Source organism: Lachnoclostridium sp. An169 (assembly GCF_002160525.1).
Classification (GTDB): domain Bacteria; phylum Bacillota; class Clostridia; order Lachnospirales; family Lachnospiraceae; genus Mediterraneibacter; species Mediterraneibacter cottocaccae.
On the sequence record NZ_NFKT01000008.1, the window covers coordinates 36,464 to 57,858 of the forward strand.

General features: G+C 51.0%; 16 protein-coding genes. 7 read left to right on the plus strand and 9 right to left on the minus strand.

The window, feature by feature from the left end; all coding sequences use genetic code 11:
* Positions 1-42: 42 nt before the first annotated feature.
* From B5F07_RS07755 to B5F07_RS07785, 7 genes are all read right to left on the minus strand, one after another.
* Positions 43-2,142 carry a TIGR03986 family type III CRISPR-associated RAMP protein gene (locus B5F07_RS07755; RefSeq protein WP_087160708.1) on the minus strand — a complete coding sequence of 700 codons (2,100 nt, stop codon included), beginning with the start codon at positions 2,140-2,142 and terminating at the stop codon, positions 43-45.
* Complete coding sequence (locus tag B5F07_RS07760; RefSeq protein WP_087160709.1) at positions 2,135-2,587, minus strand: hypothetical protein; 453 nt, start codon at positions 2,585-2,587, stop codon at positions 2,135-2,137. Before B5F07_RS07760 ends, B5F07_RS07755 begins: the two co-directional genes overlap by 8 nt.
* Positions 2,565-3,896 carry an RAMP superfamily CRISPR-associated protein gene (locus B5F07_RS07765; RefSeq protein WP_087160710.1) on the minus strand — a complete coding sequence of 444 codons (1,332 nt, stop codon included), beginning with the start codon at positions 3,894-3,896 and terminating at the stop codon, positions 2,565-2,567. Before B5F07_RS07765 ends, B5F07_RS07760 begins: the two co-directional genes overlap by 23 nt.
* Positions 3,886-6,177, minus strand: coding sequence for an RAMP superfamily CRISPR-associated protein (locus B5F07_RS07770; protein WP_162613069.1), 2,292 nt, complete (start codon positions 6,175-6,177; stop codon positions 3,886-3,888). The genes B5F07_RS07765 and B5F07_RS07770 overlap by 11 nt, the downstream gene beginning before the upstream one ends.
* Entirely contained in the window at positions 6,149-7,837 is a 1,689-nt protein-coding gene (locus tag B5F07_RS07775) for a hypothetical protein (RefSeq protein ID WP_087160712.1), read from the minus strand. The genes B5F07_RS07770 and B5F07_RS07775 overlap by 29 nt, the downstream gene beginning before the upstream one ends.
* A gap of 42 nt (positions 7,838-7,879) precedes the next feature.
* The gene (locus tag B5F07_RS07780; RefSeq protein ID WP_087160713.1) at positions 7,880-8,674 is read right to left on the minus strand and encodes a hypothetical protein; all 795 of its coding nucleotides are present in this window, start codon (positions 8,672-8,674) and stop codon (positions 7,880-7,882) included.
* Between the two features lie 118 nt (positions 8,675-8,792).
* Positions 8,793-11,534, minus strand: a complete 2,742-nt coding sequence (locus tag B5F07_RS07785; protein WP_087160714.1) for a hypothetical protein — start codon at positions 11,532-11,534, stop codon at positions 8,793-8,795.
* 214 nt (positions 11,535-11,748) lie between these two features.
* Between B5F07_RS07785 and B5F07_RS07790 the strand changes: the two genes are divergently transcribed.
* From B5F07_RS07790 to B5F07_RS07815, 6 genes are all read left to right on the plus strand, one after another.
* Positions 11,749-12,093 (plus strand): hypothetical protein, encoded by a 345-nt coding sequence (locus B5F07_RS07790; RefSeq protein WP_087160715.1) that lies wholly within the window; start codon positions 11,749-11,751, stop codon positions 12,091-12,093.
* 24 nt (positions 12,094-12,117) lie between these two features.
* Positions 12,118-12,576 carry a hypothetical protein gene (locus B5F07_RS07795; RefSeq protein ID WP_087160716.1) on the plus strand — a complete coding sequence of 153 codons (459 nt, stop codon included), beginning with the start codon at positions 12,118-12,120 and terminating at the stop codon, positions 12,574-12,576.
* 27 nt (positions 12,577-12,603) lie between these two features.
* Positions 12,604-12,966 (plus strand): hypothetical protein, encoded by a 363-nt coding sequence (locus B5F07_RS07800; RefSeq protein WP_087160717.1) that lies wholly within the window; start codon positions 12,604-12,606, stop codon positions 12,964-12,966.
* Positions 12,967-13,085: 119 nt separating this feature from the next.
* Positions 13,086-13,451, plus strand: coding sequence for a BlaI/MecI/CopY family transcriptional regulator (locus B5F07_RS07805; RefSeq protein WP_087160718.1), 366 nt, complete (start codon positions 13,086-13,088; stop codon positions 13,449-13,451).
* Positions 13,452-13,523: 72 nt separating this feature from the next.
* Positions 13,524-15,602, plus strand: a complete 2,079-nt coding sequence (locus tag B5F07_RS07810; RefSeq protein ID WP_087160719.1) for a M56 family metallopeptidase — start codon at positions 13,524-13,526, stop codon at positions 15,600-15,602.
* Between the two features lie 14 nt (positions 15,603-15,616).
* Entirely contained in the window at positions 15,617-16,228 is a 612-nt protein-coding gene (locus B5F07_RS07815; RefSeq protein WP_087160720.1) for a hypothetical protein, read from the plus strand.
* A 14-nt stretch (positions 16,229-16,242) separates the two neighbouring features.
* On the opposite strand, the gene B5F07_RS07820 is transcribed toward B5F07_RS07815, so the two are convergent.
* Positions 16,243-17,262, minus strand: a complete 1,020-nt coding sequence (locus B5F07_RS07820; RefSeq protein WP_162613070.1) for an AraC family transcriptional regulator — start codon at positions 17,260-17,262, stop codon at positions 16,243-16,245.
* A 195-nt stretch (positions 17,263-17,457) separates the two neighbouring features.
* On the opposite strand from B5F07_RS07820, the gene B5F07_RS07825 reads away from it, so the two are divergent.
* Positions 17,458-19,983, plus strand: coding sequence for a glycoside hydrolase family 2 TIM barrel-domain containing protein (locus tag B5F07_RS07825; protein ID WP_087160722.1), 2,526 nt, complete (start codon positions 17,458-17,460; stop codon positions 19,981-19,983).
* An 87-nt stretch (positions 19,984-20,070) separates the two neighbouring features.
* Here the strand turns inward: B5F07_RS07825 and B5F07_RS07830 are convergent, their stop codons facing one another.
* Complete coding sequence (locus tag B5F07_RS07830; protein ID WP_162613071.1) at positions 20,071-21,294, minus strand: AI-2E family transporter; 1,224 nt, start codon at positions 21,292-21,294, stop codon at positions 20,071-20,073.
* Between the last annotated feature and the right edge of the window lie 101 nt (positions 21,295-21,395).

Here is a 21,395-nt window from a genome sequence, read left to right on the forward strand (position 1 = left end):
ATCTGTTTCTGATCCCCGTTCATTCTGTTCGGGGAACTGCGTTCATTCTGCTCCGGAACTGGGATTATTCTGCTCTTGATCTGCGGGCAGGGAAACGTCATCTTCGCCAAGTGTCGGAAGAGATGATCTGAACCTCATTTTATCCCGGGTTTCGATACGTCCGCCCCGGTTCAGTGTCCACCATCTGAAGCCTTCGTCCAGCGGCTTTCCGCTCTGAACATCCTGCAGCTGTTCCCCGGTGGCGGGATAGGTTACGGTAAATCCGTCTGCGGCATGGAAATCGGAAATCTTCAGGAGAAGCTTCACATTCTCCTCCTCGAAACGCATATTCCGGAGCGCACCGGCGCCTGCGTCAAAGGATGGGATCTCCTCATCCATGAACTCTTTATATGACTGTTCCAGATAGGAGATGGAGCGTTCCGCCTCATTCAGCCGGATCGTCCGGATCCGGCATTCGGAAACGTTCATGGAGATGCTGCCGAGTCCCAGCGGTTTCCCGGTTCCCAATTTATATCCCCGTTCCCCGGTACTGCTGATATTCAGGATCGTGATGAGCTGCCGGAGCTGGGTTTTTGTAATGTTGTCAAAATAAATGTCTTCTGTAAATACGGTTCCCGGCTTTACGGGGCGAACCGTCCTGTTTCTCTCCCCGGGCAGAACCTTGGGAAAGAATTTCCCGGGTGCTTTTTCGGCGTCGATATCCAGTTTTGAATGCCAGTAGAATTTCCGTCCGGCGATCTCGATCTCGTGCGGGCAGAGTTCCAGGTGTCCATCTTCTGTCACCTTATAGTCATAGGTCCAGAACCGGGCATTCTCCGGCTTCTTCAGATAGAATTCTGCCGAGGAGATCTTAGGTTGGGAGAGCTCCTGGAGCGTGACCGGCTCCATATAGCAGTCAGGACTCTCCCGGTCGGTATCCCGGCGGACGGACGCCCCGTCATCCGGCATGCTGTCATCTGAACCGGCTGTCCCGGGCGCGACGTACCGTGCATCTGCAAAACGAACGGAGGAGGCGCGTCCGCCGTTTTGCCCGATCATTCCGAACAGAGTGCAGGCGGGACACAGATCTGAGGGATCGGAGCAGGGCTTAAGATTTCCATGTCTCTGAAGAATCTTTCCCACAGTATTCCGGTAAGCTTCTTTGGTGATACATGCAGGGGAGAGATAGTAAATGGAGGCGGAATCTCCGCGGATTCTGGAGTAATATACCGGCATATATTCCCCTGCATTTCCGGTTTTAAATGCCTCCCAGGCTGCTCGGTACTCCTGATAGCCGTGGTGGCCTTTCTCCCGGTTCTGATTGATCTTTTCATCTGCATAGGTCTTCAGGACCTGATCCAGGGAAGCCAGGTCTTCCCGGGAGAGAAAGACGGGCTCCTCTGTCTGCGGCATCCCGTCCGGGGGCTGTTTTTTCAGCTCGATGATTCGGCCTTTGGATTTGGGGCGGGGCATTTCGGAAGGACCGACTTCGCCTTTGATCACATAGCCTTCTCTGTCAGTATCCGCTGTCTGTTCTGTGCTGATACCGGTGATCCTGTATTGCGTGATCTCCTGGAATCCTCTGTTTTTGGCGGGAACCTGTTTCTTTACTGCTTCGGTCTGCAAATATACTTTCTGCCCGTCAGAGAGTCCACGGATGCGGTTCAGCATGTTCAGGCTGACTTTATGGACATTCACCCTGGTCACAAGTTCAAATTTCCCGTCAGCCGTTCTGCGGATCAACGCCGGAGTATAATGGTCGCTGGTCCGTTTGTAGAGGGGCTCGCCGTCGGTGACGGAACTGTAACAGGAATCTGTGAGTGCTTCGTAGATACTGCGGATCATTCCGCGGATCTCGCTCCCGGGGATGACAGGCTCTTTCGTGTTCGGCTCTCCCAGGGGCATATCTTCTCTGGCGCTGCTGTATGTAAAGAAGTCATAGCTTTTATGCTCCTCGGGGGCGTCCGGCACGCGGAAGGCATGGTCGGTCCCGGAGTTGGGGATAAAGAGTGGTGTTTCCGTGCGGATCACGGTGGTGATCTTCCCGCTTACTCTTTCTTCTCCCGCATCGGAATATGCAGGTTCCCTGCTTGAGGTCGGGTAAAAAATATAGGGGTTGATAAACCGGCCGGTATGTGGTTGATTTTTTCTGTTTTCAGCCATTTTTGGTCCCCCTTTCTTTTCCCCTCTCTTTTCCGGCAGTCTCACTTTCTGCCGGAGACAGACGGTAGTTGGTGATCTCAAGCATCCCCTCGTCGGTATAGCTGATATAGTTGACTACGCGGAGCTTCCGGCAGACGGATGCATACGGTTTCTCAAGGTACATCTCTTCGGTATAGAGATCTTTCCCGGCCTGGTCTGTGTCGGACACCACATCCTGGGCGTATTTCCCGTCCGCGTCCCGGAACAGGCGGTATTCCCTCTCTTCGTCGAACAGATGCAGTTCCAGGAGCGGATCCTCCTCCCGGTGGAGATGGTCTGCCCATTCCGGTGAGACTTCGATCATTTCCCCTGTTTTTCTATAAGGAGAAAACACGATCCCCATGCGGAAGTAAGCCAGCAGGATCCCTTCCGGCGGGACCAGGTCATAATGTATCTGACATTCCATAGCTGTTTTTCCTTTCCATGACAAATTCGGCAAGAGCGTGCAGGTATCCGTCCTCTTCCCCTTCGAAGAGCCGGTTTTCGCGTCCGGCGGATGCAAAGATCCCTCTTCCGACAGCGGTCTGACCACCTGCGGGAAGATAGCCGTTTTCAATATCCTTTATGACAAGGATCAGCAGTCCGCAGACAGCCTGCCAGTCGGGACAGGATCTCCGGACTCTGAGAGACAGGGAAAGGGTTCCCCGGAAATAAGCCCGCTCATGATAGAGATGCCCTTTCACCGTTCCTCCGGAAAAGCGGTCGATGCGGTTCCGCACGACGTCCAGTTCTTCACCGCCCCGGATCCGGCTTTCGCTGACCGTGACCACAGAGCGTCTGGCAGTATGGTTCACTTCATCCACATAACCGAACCATTCCCGGAGGAGGCAGGTGACTTCCGGCACGCCAAGCCCTGTCAGGATTTCACCTGCGCGGGAGCGGATCACGCCGGCCCAGCTGCTTCCGGGGATCACGGCGTTTACCGTTCCATCCGGTGTCTTCATGGTCAGTGTCTCATAATCTGCTTCTTCTGTTTGGGCGGAGTATCTGCGGATGCTGATCCCGCCGGTCAGTTCAAGGGGGATCACCGCGCTCGCGAAAAGCTCCGGCTTTGCGGCTCCTTCTGTGCCCGGAGTGTTCAAAGAATCCGGATCAATGGAGGAAAATCCGGATCTGTCCCCGGGAGTGTAGTCCAGCCATTCTTTCAGATTGTCCCTGGAAAAGGTCCTGCGCCGGATACCGGTCAGAGACAGCTTCCCGAACCCGCGTGTCTTCTTTGCGCCAAGGAGAATCTCTCCGCTGTGGAGCCCGGAGAGGATCAGGGAGATCTGCTGTTCCCAGACGGCGCCCTTCCCGTTCCCGTCATTTTTCCGGATGTTCAGTTCGAGCTCCAAGCTGCCGGAAGTTCCTGCTTTTACGATTTCCATGTCGAACTTGCCCCCGTCTTTGGCCTGCTTGTTCTCAAGGCAGACGCCGTCTCTCTCTTCCAGGATATTTCCCTCTGTGTCAAAAGTGACGTCCGAGATAAAAAGCGGACTCATACGGCTGTTATCGCCGGAACCTTCGCCGAAAAGGCAGGTATCGCCGCCGCATTCCTCCAGATAATGCCGGAAGGCACCAGCAAGCGAGCTTCCGGGGATGAAGGGATGTCCGTCGAAATCCTTGATCACGTCCATATCTGTGGCAACACTGCCTCCTACGGAAACGCATAATGGCTCTTCCAGGCGGAGCTGTATCTGCCAGATGATCTTTTCTATGATCGGATTAACGCTCATCTTTGTCTGCCTCCTTTTCTTGTGTGCTCCTTCGCAGATGTCTTACCTTATATTTCAGCTGTGTGAGCAGGGCGTCAAAATACCATCTGAAGATCTCCTCGTCTTCCACCTGGATGGGAAGAGAGGGAGGAAGTATTTCACGGATCCTGGCAGCGGAAAACATACAGATTTCCCGGGCAGTCAGGAGTTTTTCCTGCTTGCTGTCAAGACGCCGGTTATACCGGGCTTCCATGGCGCTGTGGAAAGCGGGATAACTGCCGGATTCTTTCAGCATCAGCGCCAGCTGGTTTACCACAGTGTTTATGTTTCCCCTGTAACTTAAAGATGGCCATATCTTTTCCGCGCAGGCCAGGGCAGACGCGCGGACGGTCTCCTCTGCATAGCTCCGGTTCAGGTATATCATCATGTCTGACGAACCATTGTCGGGACGGGATGGCGCAGACGGTATTCCCCGGACAGCCGCGATCTCAAAGCAGTACTGCTCCGGGACCGGTACTGCGCGGAGTTCCCCGTATCCTTCCATCGTGCGTTCGCCCAGCCAGATCCGGTTGATCATGGAGAGACAGAGCGGACGGCTGCTTTTTATCAGGAAAGCGGTGCCTTTGTCGAACACCGGGAGCGTGGGCTTCCTTGCATGCCATGTGACGTTATAACCACCGATCTCTGTAAATTTCAGAAAACGCTTTTCTACAGAAAGCGTGAGATCCGCGTTCCCGTTTCCCGGTTCATTTTCTTCTGCGAGAGCTGATCTCAGCTTTTCTGTCAGCTGATCCAGCAATACCCTTTCATCCGGAGCGGCCATGCCGTTTTTCCTGCGCAGGATCACAGGGGAGACAAGACGCAGCAGGAACCGGCCGGCCGGCAGGGCTGCATCCGGGGCTGTATCCGCGCATTCCCCGGCTCCGCCTTTTACGGGTTCCTCAGACAGACCGGTGATCCGGACGGAGACGTCTCCATATTCTGCGGAGCGGTTGTAGCCGATCCGGTACCGTGTTTTTCTGTGAAACAGTTCATATATCTGCCGGATCTGCCGGGGCGTCCCGAGGACATATCCGGCAAACATCTGCCCGGCGCAGATACTTTCGATCTGATACATCTGATTTTCCGGGTCGGCGGATGTGACATGTCCGATGGACTTGTCCTCCGGCCGGGAATGGTGATAGCGGATCTCCATATCTACATTTTTGACAGAAGCCTTATATCCGTCATAGTGGATATATTTTCCGTCAAGGGGCGTAAGCTTTTCGATCCCGATGTTTTCCGTCATCCCGGGCTCGACGGCACGGCACCTGCCCTGATCCGGATGATCCTTTACTGTGAACAGGGAGCCGTCGGAAGGCTCAAACCGGAGAAGACCGTCGGATATGTAGGCGTTGGAACAGATCAGGGAACTGTCTGCTGTGAGAGCAAGAAATCCGTCGTTCCCCTCCGGTTCTTCCCTGCATGCCTCTGCGATCATGCCCAGGATCTTTGCTCCTTCGATATAGGGACAGCTTACAGTCTGTCCGCCGGCAACACTTTTACACAATACGGGAGCGTGCAGGTATATCATATAGTCCAGGCGCCGGTATTCTTTGCCGGGATCATATTCCGCTTCTGCAATATCCGGTACGCCTCCGGCAAACAGTTCCGAAGCGGCAGTTTCAAAACTGACCTTTACACTTCCCATTCCTCTGGTGCGGTTCAGTCCCATATGCCGCAGAGCCTTGCAGATCAGCCCCATTTGTTCCATGTACAGCCGCTTTTTTGCCCCGGAGCACCGGAATTCCACTGGTGCGAAGAACACCATGCCTTTTTTGAGCACCCGGACCGAGCGGAGAGAGCTCTCTTTTGCGATGCCATCCTCATCGACGGCGGTCTGTGTGCGGACACAGGTGAACGCGCTTAATACTCTGCCGGGACTGGTCAGCATGGGATCTGCTGTTTCTGACAGTTCAGCCAGATATCGATCGTATTTTTCCGGTTTCGCATCGGAGATGAACAGGGCGGAAGTTCCATCCCGGCGTGATCCGAAGATCCCTTCCACATCGATTTCCGCACCCCAGTCCTTCAGCTCCCCGGCCGCTTCGCGGAGACAGCCTTTGATCCGTTTTCCGCGGATGACCGGAAGGCCCAGAGCGTCATGGCAGACGTCCTGATCCACCATGCTGTTATAGATTTCTCCGGATGAAAAGCAGGTATCGCTGAGCAGTTCGATCCGGATATAATTTACTCTTGATGCTCTCTTTTCAGCTCTGGCCAGTTTCTGCTGTTTATTCTTCTGCTTCTTCTGCTTTTTCATCGTATTCCTCCATGTCTGTATAGAGATCGAGCATTTCCAGGGCGTCATACCACTTGGCACAGCCGTCCGGAGCAAATGCTTCCTGCGTGCCGTCGGGCATGGGTCTTAATCTGGACACTTCAAACGCAGTCAGCCGCTGCATGGCCTGTTCCCCGAGAATATAGGTGTTGCGCATGTTCTTGAGAGAGGAACGGGGGAATTTCAGGCGGGGGCTTTTGAAATAGGCCAGATCCTTTTTAAAAGCCACCAGAGAGTATCCGCTGTTCTTCCGGTTCATTTCCTGCTGCGTTTCAGTCCGCATGCTTTCCAACCGGAAATCTACATAGTAAGGCCGTTTCAGAAGCGAGTGCCCTTCTGCCGTACGGAAATACCGCTTCCGGTATTCGCTCAGACTGACGAGCTGAACATTACTGCAGAGCTGAAAATCAAGCCAGTTCCCGATCATGCCGTCTGCGCAGTGCCGCTCTTCTTTAGCCCTCTCCTTGGCGCTCTTACAGCAGGCCTCGGCAATTTCATATCCGATGCTGAACGGAAAATGGCTGTGTATGAAGGCAATTCCGGCACAGGCGCTGATATTGTATGATATACCGGGCAAATCTGATTCCTTGCCGGAACTGTGCCCGTCTTCCCGGCTATATCCGCCTTTCCGGCTGTGTTCGTTTTCCCGGCTGTGTACGGTAATTGATTTTGCCGATACGTCCCGGAGAAAGAATTCTGTAAGAGCAAGGGCGAGTCTGGCATTTACGACGAATGTGATGTCATCGCCGGCGACGATGATCTTCCGCAGGTATGTTCCGTTCGGGTCAAGATCTTTATTGCGGTCCGATTTCAGCCAGTCGGACAGATATTCTTCCATAGCCCGGTAAGTGCCCTCGAAGCTGTTTTTGATGGAAAGGGAGATCTCACGCATGACGGCAATGGAACGGGAATAAGAAGCCCGGTCTGTCTCGCTTAAGGACTGCATCGCCGTGCGGATCATATCGCCCATGCTGTTGCCGTCGATATGTACGATGGCCAGGAGAGACTCTTCCCCTTTCTCGGTGATCAGATTATCAAACTGTTTGGAATCCTTGTCTTCCCGGGGAAGATGCCGTCTCTTTCTCTCGGATTCCGTGCTGATGAGTTCCCCACTGTCTGCTTTGGATGTCAGCGGATATCCCGTCACGTCATCCACTGCGGTGACAGGAAGTGCACCGAGCGGTTTTGACCAGGGCATGGAAGCTTTCACATCGCCTATTTTTGCACTGACATTCAGATAATCTTCAAAATAATTTCCGGTAACGGAGACTTTCGATACGGCAAGCTGGAGGGAATAGGTCACGTCCAGAATATATCTTGCCATCCGTTTATTCACTTCGACGCAGTCTGTTTCGCTGCGGTAGAGGATATAGGCATTTCCGCCTCCGATCAGCAGGATCTGGGCAAGGACTGTCTCATTTGCATTATCCTGAAAAAAGCGGATCTCTCCACCTTCTTCTTTTTCCCATTCTGTGATCACGATCCCCGCTCTGCCGGCAAACACTTCTGCTGCGGACGCCGTGAAAGCGTCGCGGATAATATCCTCCACGAGCCGGGAGGCACCGATGATATCTTTTACTTTGTTCGTCCGGAAGATATATGCCTGGATCCCGCGGACGTCGTACATTGCAAGCACACACATGGTCTGCTCCTCCTTTCTGTTCCCGGATGCTTCGGGATTATTTCAGGAAACTACATTTTGCGGGAAATAAGACTCCCGGTCCATATTCCAGTGCATGCACTCTACACAGAATCCCAGTTTCCGCGCTTCATTTACAGCGATGACAGTCAGCGGTTTCAGACCGCAGAGATAAAACCGTACCGCATGTTTCCCGTTCTGACCTGCACTGGCCTGTATCCTCTGCAGGGAAGCGGAGGCTGTCTCGGACAGAAACCTGAAATCAAACATCCTGTCATCCGGGATATTTTCCCCGGTAAGGCCGTCGCCGGAAAAAATGATATTTCCATCTGTGACGGCAGTGTTCAGTTCGGAGCAGGTCCCGATGTTGTGCCGGTTCAGCAGGACACAGGGGATTGCTTCACTCTCCGGGCAGAAGCCGGATGCACAATGGCAGTCTGCGGGAAAGCAACAGTCCGTGGCAGGATGACAGTCAGCCTGCCCGGTCAGAAATTCAGTTCCCCGGTATATTTCTTCTTCCCGGTCCCAGAAGTATACGGTCAGACTCCGGCTTACCCATATCAGACAGTTCAGGACAGCGATCAGGGAGAAGTCGGTAGTCTTTCTTGTGACATAAAACTCGGAGTCGATATTTTCGCAGTGCTTCATACATTCCCGGATCTTCTGGGAAAAATATCTTTCCAGAAGTCCGACGTCCTCAAAATTTTCACGGCTGTATCCGTCAATATTGTAAAGGTCATATCTTCCGTCTTTTTCCGGAAGAAGAGCGACCATGGAGTCCACGTTCCAGTCCGGGACCATTCCAAATCTTATGGTTTCATTTTTTACAGATTCACTCATCTCTTTTCTTAATATCCTCCTTCAAATGTTATGCATCTCTGATTCAGTATTACACAGAGTGCGGCCTGTGTGCTGAGAATAAGATACTCCATTTCAGAAGAAAAAGGGGTATAAAATTTCAAAAATTGCATGCGGACAGTAATTCCCTGTTTCTCTCTTTCCCTTCTATCCGGGCACGCAGAACTTCCGCGGTTTCCCTCGGGCTGATCGTGTCGAAGTCGATGATCGATGAAAGCGCGAGCATGATCTGGTGGATCCTGCGGAACTCGAACCTCGGAAATTCCACGGAGAAAAGGACGTCATTTTCTTCTTTCAGATACTGTCCGAAACAGTTGAACTCCCGGAAGTAGTTGTAGAGAAGATCAATGTTCTTTTCATGGAATGTTCCGGGAAGGAGCCGAAACCGCACCAGGCATTTTTTCAGCTCGTTGCTGTAGACGGCTTCGTTTACCGGCTGTTCAGCAGAGCCTGAAACCGCACTTAGTTTATCCGCAAGGAGTTTGGCCGGCGGTGTCTGTACCAGTTCAGGGTACGCGCAGAAACGGCCGCTTCCGGTGAGAAAATCTGTGATATCTTCTTCCGGAATATCCATAAGCTCTCTCTGAAAATCGGGGAAACTGAAATCCTTTGTCAGATGTTCTCTCATCAATTTTAAAATTTCTGACTTATACCAGATCTCAGCCTCCTGGAAGAGGGAAACTCCGTTTAAAAGGCGCTCGTTTTCATTGGGAGAACAGCCGGAAGCGGATTCCGCAATATACTCATAAATATACTGAAAGCTTCCCAGGAGCAGGTCTTCCATATCTTGTTTTATATCAGATGAAAGGACGCGGGAAGCCTTCACGGTTTTGCGCAGATCCTCGTAACGCCTGATAAAAGATTGTGTATGGTCTGCAGTACCGGGTCTGCGGTTCTGCCTGCGGATGATATATGCACAGAGGTAATAATATCTGTCGGAGAGAGAAAATATGGAGTCTCTGCTGTGCCGGACCGAATTTTTTACATTAAAGTCTGCATATTTCACGGCGCAGCTTCTTTTTTCCTTCAGATCATATACCATAATCGTAAAAGGTTCCGGATGGTCCTCTGCCATGAACTGGCTGTAGTTCATATCAAGAATGTAGGGGATACAGAGGTGTACCTTCTTTCCGGATGGCGATGCTTCCCGCGTTTCGGTGATACAGCATGCCCTGTACCGGATCTTTTTTATGATCTCGCGGTATTTTTCTGCCTGGACAGGGGATTCCAGGTCGGGAAAGATCCCGTCGAAACAGCTTTTCCCGGAGGATCTGTCGAGAAAGAGATTTTTTTCGCCGACGATCTCCGCGAGTGAATTTGTCCATTCCTCATATTGTTTTTGATCGGAAAGATCAAGAAAAATCCGGCAGAAATTCGGAAACTTCCTTACTGCCCATTCAAACCAACAGAGTTCTTCCTGTGTCGGGCAGGTCTTCAGTTCAGGATCTGAAGCCATGCTGTTGTAATAGCTGAACAGGTAAGGCGTTTTCAGCCCGCTTGTTTCCAGATCCTCCTCATTGTATGTAAACAGAGGAGCGGCAGGCACTTTAAAGAAATCACAGTGGCTGTGATCTTTCCGAAGCGGAGGAAGTGAAGGAACTGCTGCAAAATCTCCGAATGAATCGCACCAGCGGGAAAACTCTTCCAGTTCGTCCTCACGTATTTTGTACACGCATTGAATGACATTCCACGTTTCTGCTCCTGTTTCTCTGTAGTAGGGACTGGAATAGTGAAAGCCCTTTTTTAGCAAAAGAGTTTTACGCAGGGGAATCCAGATCTCAGCCCATCTGTTTTCGAGATAGCCGGTTACTTTGTTGAGCAGAAAATATACCGGTATTTCATATTCTTTTACCTCCTGAAAAGAAGATATGTTTTTAACTTCCTGACCTTCGACAGGATAAAACTGACCTTTCAGAAATACTTCTTCATTTTTCCCCATGAATCCCCGGCCGCCAAAATCGATCCCGGGTTTCGTTATTTCATATTTTGTATTGCTGCCCGCGTCGGTTTTCTGAATCCGTATTCCTGCATCCTGTGCTTTTATGATCCGGTAAATGTTCTCAAACTGGAGTCCGCGCAGGGGCGGGATTCCGCGGATAATGACAGGTAGTGTGTCAGGTTCTGCTTCCCGGAAAGTTTTCAGCCGTCTCTGGAGAATATATCCCAGTGCCGATAGGGGAAGAAATTTGTCAAAAAAACCAAGCATGGTGAGGACATTCCTGCAATTTCCGGTTTCCTGAAAAGGATTCCGGACAGAAGAGGCTCCGGAGCAAAAAAGAGAATAAATCTGTTTCTGCCGGGCATTAAATTTTACTTTTGATTTCCCTTTTGTATCAGCATATCCGCTCTCTGTCAGTTCTTTCCTTGCACTGCCGACTCCCGTATATCCGCCGGGGGCATTTCCGAAAAGAGTCTGCCATAATTTTTTTGTCTCTTTCAGCTGCTTCCGCTCCTGGTATGCTTTTACCGAGTTGTTGCCGGAGGCATCCGATATGTCGCTGACATACTCATAGCCCTTCCCTTTCAGTGTATACAGATAATTCTGCCAGGATTCTTCTCCGGGCTGATAAGTGGTTTTTTCAATATAATGCCTTCCGGCTTCTTTTTTGGAATCAGCACCGATCAGACTGGCGTCCGCCTGTTTCAGATGAAAGTTCTCATGATTAAGAACGATCTTCAGGCAGTCGGACATCTTGGTATATTCCAGATATCCGGCGGATTTTTCCAACATCTTTTTTAAAATTACCTCCTGGACAGCCATGTCGTATACGAAAAAATATTTCAGTTTATCCGATTTTGACTGCTCCAGAGTATTGAGATAGTAAGTGTTATCATTCGACATTTTCCGCGCCTCCTGAACGTTTATCTTCTGCAGGGAGTGGAAACACCACTCTGAATGTATGAAACACAGCTATTATACCATGTTTTGGCGGCATGTATATCATTGAAGAGAAAAACGATGGGTTTTATACCCGTTTTTTTCATCCGGGGAAGTTATCCTGTAATTACAGAAATCAATGGATAACTGTGAGAAAAAGAAGGAGAGGAGAATGAGTATGGATCAGATACTTGAAAAACTGGTAACCGGAGTATTCACATATGAAGGATACCTCAATGATGGGCTGTTCGGAGATAAAATTAACAGCGTATTAGTAACGGAGAGTGGAGAATTTCACTGGTGGGCGCTTCTGATACTGATTGTCCTTGGGCTGCTTCTGGCAGGAGTGATGATGGATTCTGACGAGGACATTGAAATCCGGCTGAGAATTGTTATATCAGTGGTGCTTTTCGCTGCGGTTCTGGCAGGGGTAAGAGGAGCGCTGTGCATAGGAGTGATCGCATCTTTCGCAATTTGGGGTGTGATTTTAGCCGGAATCAGATGTTGGGAATATTTTAAATGAGAAAAACAGCAGGAGGAAAAGAATATGAACCAGATGCTTTACAGACTTTTTGAATCCAACAAATTTATTTTCTTTGCTATAATTATTGTGGGAACTTTCTCGTTTTTGTTATATCCTGTCAGAGAGAATGAGGAAGGAGACACTTCTTTCCTGTGGATAACTCCGGTGTCGATCTGGCTTTTAGTGGAAAACATCTGTAAAACACTGGAGATTTCCATACCGGAAATATGGAGCAAAATCGCAGTGATTGTATGTTTCCTTTTTATTCTGGTGATGATTGCCCATTCGATAATGTGCGACCGCACAATCTTTTCGCTGTTCAATATCCTGGGAAATCTGACTGTTATGTATGCGGTGCCGACAATCGTGTATATGGCGGTAATAGCTGCCCTGTACTTTATCGGATGGGCAGCGATCATAGTCGTCGGGATACCGGCATTGATTTTTGCCGCTGCGCTGGCGGAAGAGAGAGTATATGACTGAAAAATAAAGGGGAAGGAGAACGGAACGATGAAAAAATTATTATTTACCGTGGCTTCGCTTGTAGCAGCTTTTGCAATCGGCTGGGAGTTTGGAAAGCGATGGATGCCGGGATTCTTTTACAATTTTTTGCATACCCATCAAAGCATGGAGCGTGTGCTGTTGATTGGAGAATGGACGGGCGCGATTGCCGCTTTTGTGATCATGGCAGTTTACATTGTTCTGGCTGTGGATAAGTACCGGATCCGGGATTTCCTGTTGGGAATCGTGATTCTGGTGATTGCCGGCGGCGTGCTGGCGGTCGCGGCTAAGATATTTATGACAGGAGTATATATCCTTGTGGTAGTTCTGCTTATCGTTGGCTGGATTCTTTATTCGTGGTTGAGTGACTGAAAAATGGAGATAAGACAGTTGGAAAATAATATTTCTGAAAACAATACATGCCGCTTGACACATACCTCCCTACAGTTGTAGTATAATTATACACTACAACTGTAGGGAGGTGTTTTTGTATGGCAGATTTATCCGATCGTGAATGGACGGTTCTTGAAGCGCTCTGGGACTCGGATGGCGCGGAGCTTGGTGTGCTCTCCCGGATGCTCCGCCCGGAGACCGGATGGAGCGCCAACACGCTTCACACCTATCTCACCCGTATGGAGAAGAAAGGTCTGGTGAGTATCGATAAGACCTGTTCGCCCCACATTTACCGGGCTGCGGTGGAGAGAGAGGCGTGCAGGGCAAAGGAGAGAAAGAGTTTCCTGGACAGAGTCTATCAGGGTTCTGCAGGGGATCTGATTGCCGCGTTCCTGAAAGAGGAGAGAATTTCTCCGGAGGAGAAAGAGAAGCTCCGGCGGATGCTCGACGACATGGAAGTCTAAAGGAGCATAGCGGATATCAGGAGGCGGCGATGCAGAAAATGAAAAAGGACTGAGAGAAAAGGGGGTGTTCTTATGCGTGACATATGGGGATTTCTGATGCAGACACTGACGGCCTCCGGCGTGGCAGTGCTTCTGCTGGTCATAAAGGCGATGTTCCGGGATAAGCTTTCGCCGAAATGGCAGTTCGCAGTGTGGGGAGTGCTCGGCTGCGTCCTGCTGATTCCGGCGGGTGCTTTCGGGAGATATGTCCTGGTCAACTGGCAGGCAGCGGTGGAGACGCTCAAGACGCTGCTGACCGGGGAGTATACGCTGACGCAGGTGATCCTGCCGTTCCCGCTTCCGGTGACAAAGCTGCCGGCAAATGCAGCTGAGTGGATTTTTGTGATCTATGAACTGGGAGTGCTGGTCTTTCTCATGAAGTATCTCGTTTCCTATGTCCGTCTTGGGAGCGTATTGAGAAAAAGAGAGAATGAATCGGAAGGAGCCGGGACGGATAATAATTATAAGGAAGCGGAAAAAGTCCGGGATACTGCTGAAAAATACAGCCTGCCTGTGTGTCCTGTTGTGCCGGTGGCAGGGATTCATTCCGCCTTTATCTTCGGGATTTTCCGTCCGGTTCTGGTTCTGCCGGCAGGGGAGATGCCTGACGAAAAGGTGATTCTCCACGAGCTTCTTCATCTGAAATCAAAAGATACGCTCTGGGGCGTGTTGATCTGCATTTTCCGGTGCATCCACTGGTGCAATCCGCTGCTCTGGCACTGTGCCGATCTGGCGGGAAATGATATCGAAGCCCGCTGTGATTACCGTGTTCTGGAACTTCTTGAAGGGGAAGAACGCCGGGATTACGGGAGAATTTTGCTTTCCATGGCAAACGAGAAATATGCCCGTATGCCGGGAACGTCTTCCATGGCGAACGGCGGCAGGAACATCAGCCGGCGCATCGAATCGATTGTGCGGTTTAAGAAATATCCCCCCGGCATGGCGCTTGTTTCGGTCTGTATCGTGATGGTGCTTGCGTTTCCAGTTCTGGCAGGGACGAAAGCGGAAGTTTACACAGAAAAATGGTCGGAAGGGTATACAGGAGCGGATACAGGAAACATCATGACGGCTTATGCCATGGCGTCTGCGCGGACGCGCTGGTGTACGACTCCGGCAGGAGCGCTGGATACTTACGGAAAATCGCTGCTGAAAGAGAACGGGATCTACCGCGCCATGTGCGCGCCCCTTGCGATGCAGGAAGATATTGCGGAGGAGATGAAGAACTCTTCCGGATGGAGTTCAGAGCTCGGCGGGACGGCAAATGCTGAGCGGGGGTATTATGTATATAATCTGGAGAGCCTGGACAGTGACAGGTATACTGCGGTTATGATCATTCCGCTCCTGAACGCGGCAGAAGATGCGGGGCGCGGAGGAGATATGTCCTCTGCGGAGAAACTGTCCTATGGGGACGATCTGTCTTCTGCAGAGGCGTTGTCCGGTGGGAAAAATCTCTACCCTGAGGAGGGAAAACTTCTGGCAGCAGTCCAGCAGGTGCGTGTGGAGCGGGAAGGGAGCAGATGGGTGGTAACGCCCCTTGACACCACGGAGATTGTGGAGACCAGTGACATGGCGCCCGAGTGGGGAAGCCGTGCCTTCCCGTCATACCTCTATACGGCAACAGCGGCAGATTTCCGGGTGGACATCCAGTATCAGCAGTCCTTTGCGGTTGATAATACGATCGTGAATGACGGGCAGCAGAGCTTGTTTTTCGGAAACACAGTTACGTTTGATACCGTACCCAAACCGGATGCAGAGTTTGCCCGGGTATACCAGAGCAGCCTTGTGACCTGCACTTATATCGGAGATGACGCGGGTAAGGCAGATATTACGGAGCTTGGTATTACGGCAGTACCCATGGATGATCCGGAAAACAGACCGGAGCTCCCGTCTGTGTCGAATGGCTTTTACAGCAGCAGTGACGGAACCATAAGCAACAGCGGCTATTTAGACGGTGAAACAGACTGGGATCCGGTGATTGACATGGGCGGCAGCGGAGGCACAGCTGTGTATGAGAAACCGGCAAACAAACTTCCTGCATGCTTTGCAGCCGAGCTGTATATCAACGGTGAGCCGGTGGCCGAGCTGACTCTGGAGAGAGTTCGGGAAAAGTGAGAGGAGGGGACAGGATGAATAAGACAGACCGCCTTTATATCGGAATCACCCGGGCGGCGTGGGGATATTTTTTCCTGTATTTCAATGTGGATATCAATATGGGCGGCAATACAGTCGGTCTGCTTCCCGCCTTTGTGGGGATGGCGCTGTTTCTGTCCGCCATAGAGCTTCTGAAGGAGGAACGGCGGAATCTGGCGCTCCTGCGTCCGTTTGCCGTTGCGCTTCTGGTATGGTATCTGGCAGGCTGGGCAGCTGACATATTCGGCGTCTCCCTGGATACACGGCTGCCAGTGATTTCTCTTCTGACCAGTCTGGCAGGAATGTATTTCCAGTTTCAGCTGATGACAGATTTCGCCGCCCTTGCCCGCATATATGTGCCTGATAATCCGGATCTGGAGCGCCGGCTGCTCAGATGGCGGACGATCCAGACAGTTATGCTGACGATTCTGACAGTCCTGGTGTATGTCTTTGACATTGTGCCGGAAGGTGGATACGGAAACCTGGTACTTATGTACACAATGCTGGGTGCGGGAATTATACAGATCATAGTGGGCATATGTCTGATGGCGGCTCTGTTTGCGCTGCGCAGGGCGATTGGTACAGAGAATACCGGGACAGAACAGTAGGAAGCGGACAGAGTCTACTCTCTTACCGATTTGCTCAGGCGGTATTCCCGCGGCGTCATATGATAGTACTTTTTGAATTCCTTATAGAACTGGGTGAAATTGTGAAAGCCTACGGATTCAGCAATATCATTGATATTCAGGCTGCCGGACGTCAAAAGACCGGCAGCTTTTCTGATGCAGATATAAGAACCGTAGTCATTGATGCTGAGTCCCGTGTAATGCCGGATTACCCTGTAGATACTGTCCCCGGAATAGTTAAAGCGGTTCTCCAGATCAGAACGGGTTATCTTCCGGTCGGAAGAGAGCATATAGTCACGGATACTGCAGAACAGTTCCTGCTCTCTCGGAGTACCTGACGCGGCAGGCGTGTTGCTGAACATGACATCGTCAAAAAGCTCCGTTATAAGCTGGTCTGTAAAGAGCGCCAGTTTCAGTGTGGCGCTGCCGGAGGGAGAGGAAAGTTCATAAATTATTTTTTCAAAAATCCTGTGTACATGGTTCTGTACCCATTCATAACCGTTGGCGGGAATAAAATCGATAAAATTCCGTCCGGAGCCGAGATATTCCCGGAGTCTTTTATAAGCGGTATTCTTTTCTGAGGGAAAATACCTGGAGAAGTTTATGATTTCCTCCATAAACTCTCTGCTGACTTTAAAAAACAGCACACGGCATTCGGTATCATATTCTTCTGTATGCAGGACGTAGGGATTCACCAGGCAGCATCCGCCGGCGGGATAGTAATGCCGGTCGTGCTCGATATTCTGATAGATTTCCCCGTCTATGACAAACATAAACTCGTAGTATTCGTGGGAATGCAGATAGCCGAAGCTGTCTCCTTTTGAGGAGAAATTTGACAGATTTTCAGTATCTGCGGGAATAAAGCTGGCATAAAATGTGCCGGATACATTTGTTTCAAAAATGACGAAGGTATCCTTCTTTTTGTCCGCAGGATTTCTGAGCTGCAGTATTTCGGCAGGACCGGTCATGTCATGCGCATTGGCCCTGGCAAGCGCCGGCATTTCCGTCAGTGTCACAGAGCGCGGTCCGGAATTTTCCCGGGGAGTATTTGTGTTCAGAGAAAACATTGGAGCAACCCTTTCTTAAAAATGATATAAAATCTGTAATAAATCTATTGATAAAGATATTTTATATTAAATTTAAATCCATTATCATGAGTATAGCAGAATAAACAGATGTATTCAATACCATAGCAGGAAAGGAGCAGCATTATGAAAAAACAACTCTTTAATCACGGGTGGACGGTTCAGGCAGGTGACGGGAGTTCGCTGACGGCACTATTCGGCGCTTCGGGAAATGCGCCCAGACAGGTAACGATTCCCCATGACCATCTGGTGGAAATCCCCCGGAACCCGCAGGAGCCCAACGGTCCGGGAAATGGATTTTTCCACGAGGAGGATATGGTATATAATACCACGTTAAACCTGGACGAAAATGCAGAAGGAAAGCGGATCTGGCTGGAATTTGAGGCGGTTTACCAGAATGCGTTTGTCTATGTGAACAATGCGTTCGCCGGGAAATGCGCTTACGGATACAGCAATTTCTATCTGGATATCACAGATTATGTGAAAGCCGGGCAGCCGAATGCGGTAAAAGTTATCGTAAAGAACGGCGTGCCCAGCGGACGGTGGTACACGGGCGGCGGCATTTACAGGGATGTAAATCTTATGATTGCGGATCCTCTCCACATCATGCCGGACGGCGTATTTGTCACGACGGAAAATGTGGACGACAGTATCGCCGAGATCGCAGTATGCACAGAGGCTGCAAATGAGACGGCAGTTATGAAAAATATTGTCCTGGAGGCAAAAATCTATGACCGGGACGGCAGCGTGGCAGCCGAAGGAAACATGCCGGTGACGGTCAGGGGCGGTGTCACGGATACATATAAGCTGCGGCTTTTTGTGAAGAATCCGAAGCTCTGGGACGCGGAGAATCCGAATCTGTATACCTATGAGGTATCTTTATGTGAAGATGGCGCTGTGCTTGACACAGAGAGCGGCACATTCGGTATCCGGAAAATGCAGCTGGATCCGGTAAACGGACTGCGCATTAACGGCAGGACGGTAAAGCTCAGAGGCGGCTGCATCCATCACGATAACGGAATTATCGGGACAAAAGAGTTTGCCTTTGCGGCAGAGGAGCGGGTGAAGACCTTAAAGAATGCAGGATTTAACGCAATCCGGAGTTCTCATTATCCGATGAGCCGGAAACTTCTCGACGCCTGCGATAAATACGGAATGTATGTCATGGATGAGTATGCAGACGTATGGACGACTTCAAAGGTCGCGTATGACTACAGCATGCATATGACGGAGTGGTGGGAACACGATATCGCAAATCTTGTGAGAAAGGATAAAAATCATCCGTGTGTGATCATGTATTCCATCGGTAATGAAATTCCGGAAGTAGGAAATAAGATCGATACCGGATGGGGGAAAAAGCTTGCCGACCGGATCCGGGAACTGGATCCGACGAGATATGTGACCAATTCCATGAATCTGCTGCTTGCGGGAATGGATATGCTTAGAGAGATGGCTTCCGGTGCCCCGGGGCAGGGCGCACAGGAACAGGGCGCTTCAGGACAGGACGCGCAGGGACAGAGTGCAGAAGAGGGGCAGCCGACAGGCGAGATCAATTCCATGATGAGCGGCATGGGAGAGATGATGGCACAGTTAATGCAAAGCCCCATGCTCGCAAAGGTTACAGAGGAAGCAGCTTCCCAGGTGGATATTGTGGGTTACAATTACGCCCTGGGAAGGTATGAGCCGGAAGGAAAAGAGTATCCCAACCGGATACTGGTAGGATCAGAGACAAATCCGCCGGATCTGGATAAGAACTGGGACGCGGTGGAGCGGCTTCCCTATGTGATCGGAGATTTCGACTGGACTGCCTGGGATTATCTCGGTGAAAACGGTATCGGCGGATATACCTATGGCGACGACGCCGCGAATCCGATGGGGGCGATGTATTCACCATACCCGTGGAAAGCAGCCTACTGCGGCGATGTGAACCTGCTCGGGGACAGACGTCCTGTAAGTTACTGGAGAGAAATGATCTGGGGATTCCGCACAGAACCGTATATTGCCGTGCAGCCGCCGGAGCATTACGGGGAAACAAAGCACGGATCACAGTGGTGCTTTTCCGATGCATACAGAAGCTGGAACCATAAGGAATATACGGGCAGGGGAATCACAGTCGAAGTTTATGCGCCGGCTGATGAAGTAGAGCTGTTTGTAAACGGCAGAACGGCAGGCCGAAAAGCGACAGGAAATCCGCATAAGTATATGGCAGTGTTTGACACGGTATACGAGCCGGGTAAGATCGAGGCAGTGGCGTACAGAAATGGTGTTGAAACCGGGCGTGATGTACTGGTTACAGCCGGTGACGATGTTGAGCTCGCCTTAACCGTCAGGACCGCAGCCGGGACAGATGCCGGAGCAAAGATACCGGCAGACGGGACGGACATCGCCTATGTGGATGCGGCTGTAGTTGACGCAGACGGAAACCTCAATATGGAAAAGAAAATGAAAGTAGCTGTATCAGTGGAAGGCCCGGGAGAAATCATCGGGTACGGCTCCGCAGATCCGAAGAGTGAAGAAAATTATTATGACACGGAAGCAATGACTTACGAAGGGCGTATCCGCGCCGCTGTAAGAGCATCCGGAAAAGGTGTGGTGAAAGTGACTCTCCGGGCGGAAGAGAAAGAGTACAGTGTGCTGATTACAGCAGAATAACAGGGGAATAGCAGGGGAATACCAGGAGAATATAAAGATGGGCTGCAGCGCACCAGACGAAAGGTGTACGGCAGCCCATTTTTAGAATTATTTCTCTTCTCCCGGCGTTGCAGCCGGTTTTTCCTCCGGCGTTGTAGCCGGTTCTTCCCCCGGCGTTGCAGGCGTTTCTTCCCGCAGCGGCACAGGTGTATTTCCCTGTGAGATGCCGCGGCGCTTTGCGCGGACGTCCTTCTGGATCAGTTTATAGACGGTGGCAGTGACGGGAACGGCAAAGAGCATGCCGATAATTCCGCTGAGCCCGCCGCCGACTGTGACAGCGCAGAGAACCCAGATGCCCGGGAGCCCCACAGAAGAGCCGACTACACGGGGATAGATCAGGTTCCCTTCGATCTGCTGCAGGATGACGATAAATATCAGGAAGCCGACTGCCTTGACCGGATCTACGGTAAAGATCATAAATGCGCCGATAAATGCGCCCAGATATGCTCCGACTACAGGAAGCAGGGCGGTAGCGCCGATCAGCGTTCCCACCATGGCGGCATACGGAAAGCGGAAAAGGAACATTCCTAGCGTACAGAGCACGCCGAGAATCACAGCCTCTGTACACTGTCCGACAATGAACTTCGTAAACGTATCATGGGCGGTGCGCAGGAACAGGGCTGCCGGTCCGTAATATTTTTCCTTCAGATAAGTCCGGGCAACAGATTTTACCTGTGCGAAAAGCTTCTCTTTTCCGGCGAGAAGGTAGAAGGAAAAGATCAGGGCCACTACAAATGTCACGATAAAAGAGCCGATGGTCCCGATCAGATATACGGTCGAGGAGAAAATATTGCTGATGCCGCTGGTCAGCTGTGAGACCGCCCGCTGAAAAAGCTGGGCCCAGTTCAGGTTCAGCGACTCCAGCAGTTCCTGAAGCCTGGGCCAGTCCCTGTCGGAGGAGGAAATCCACACGATCAGGGCGGAGATCGCCTGGGGAATCTCATCCGTCAGCACTCCGACAGCCTGGATCAGCTGCGGGATCACGATCAGGATAATCAGGGCGATGATGGTGATAATGATCAGGATGGCGCCGCATATGCTGACAGGACGCCTTACCCTGTGCAGCGGCGATGATTCATTCCGGAACACAGGGATCTTTTCGATCATGGATACCAGGATGTTGAGTATATAGGCTATGATGCAGCCGATCAGAAGCGGCTGGATTACGGTACCGATCAGGGAAAGGGCGCCGAGAAACCAGTCGCTGTATTTCAGGCAGAGGATGAGAACGGTGGCAAGGACAATGAGTTGTATCAGTCTTTTTTTCGTCATGAGCAAGTCTCCTAATATATCTGGATAATGAGTTGTGTCTGCACCGCCGGTGAAAGATACCGGTAGGATTCTGCACCGTGCGGCTGAAAATATCATACCAC

Bases quoted from the DNA above. Each gene is read 5' to 3' on its own strand.
- B5F07_RS07815 (WP_087160720.1), top strand. From the start codon at position 15,617: ATGAATAAGACAGACCGCCTTTATATCGGAATCACCCGGGCGGCGTGG.
- B5F07_RS07790 (WP_087160715.1), top strand. From the start codon at position 11,749: ATGGATCAGATACTTGAAAAACTGGTAACCGGAGTATTCACATATGAA.
- B5F07_RS07780 (WP_087160713.1), bottom strand. From the start codon at position 8,674: ATGAGTGAATCTGTAAAAAATGAAACCATAAGATTTGGAATGGTCCCG.
- B5F07_RS07760 (WP_087160709.1), bottom strand. From the start codon at position 2,587: ATGGAATGTCAGATACATTATGACCTGGTCCCGCCGGAAGGGATCCTG.
- B5F07_RS07775 (WP_087160712.1), bottom strand. From the start codon at position 7,837: ATGTGTGTGCTTGCAATGTACGACGTCCGCGGGATCCAGGCATATATC.
- B5F07_RS07770 (WP_162613069.1), bottom strand. From the start codon at position 6,177: ATGAAAAAGCAGAAGAAGCAGAAGAATAAACAGCAGAAACTGGCCAGA.
- B5F07_RS07830 (WP_162613071.1), bottom strand. From the start codon at position 21,294: ATGACGAAAAAAAGACTGATACAACTCATTGTCCTTGCCACCGTTCTC.
- B5F07_RS07825 (WP_087160722.1), top strand. From the start codon at position 17,458: ATGAAAAAACAACTCTTTAATCACGGGTGGACGGTTCAGGCAGGTGAC.
- B5F07_RS07800 (WP_087160717.1), top strand. From the start codon at position 12,604: ATGAAAAAATTATTATTTACCGTGGCTTCGCTTGTAGCAGCTTTTGCA.
- B5F07_RS07795 (WP_087160716.1), top strand. From the start codon at position 12,118: ATGAACCAGATGCTTTACAGACTTTTTGAATCCAACAAATTTATTTTC.
- B5F07_RS07765 (WP_087160710.1), bottom strand. From the start codon at position 3,896: ATGAGCGTTAATCCGATCATAGAAAAGATCATCTGGCAGATACAGCTC.
- B5F07_RS07785 (WP_087160714.1), bottom strand. From the start codon at position 11,534: ATGTCGAATGATAACACTTACTATCTCAATACTCTGGAGCAGTCAAAA.
- B5F07_RS07810 (WP_087160719.1), top strand. From the start codon at position 13,524: ATGCGTGACATATGGGGATTTCTGATGCAGACACTGACGGCCTCCGGC.
- B5F07_RS07805 (WP_087160718.1), top strand. From the start codon at position 13,086: ATGGCAGATTTATCCGATCGTGAATGGACGGTTCTTGAAGCGCTCTGG.
- B5F07_RS07755 (WP_087160708.1), bottom strand. From the start codon at position 2,142: ATGGCTGAAAACAGAAAAAATCAACCACATACCGGCCGGTTTATCAAC.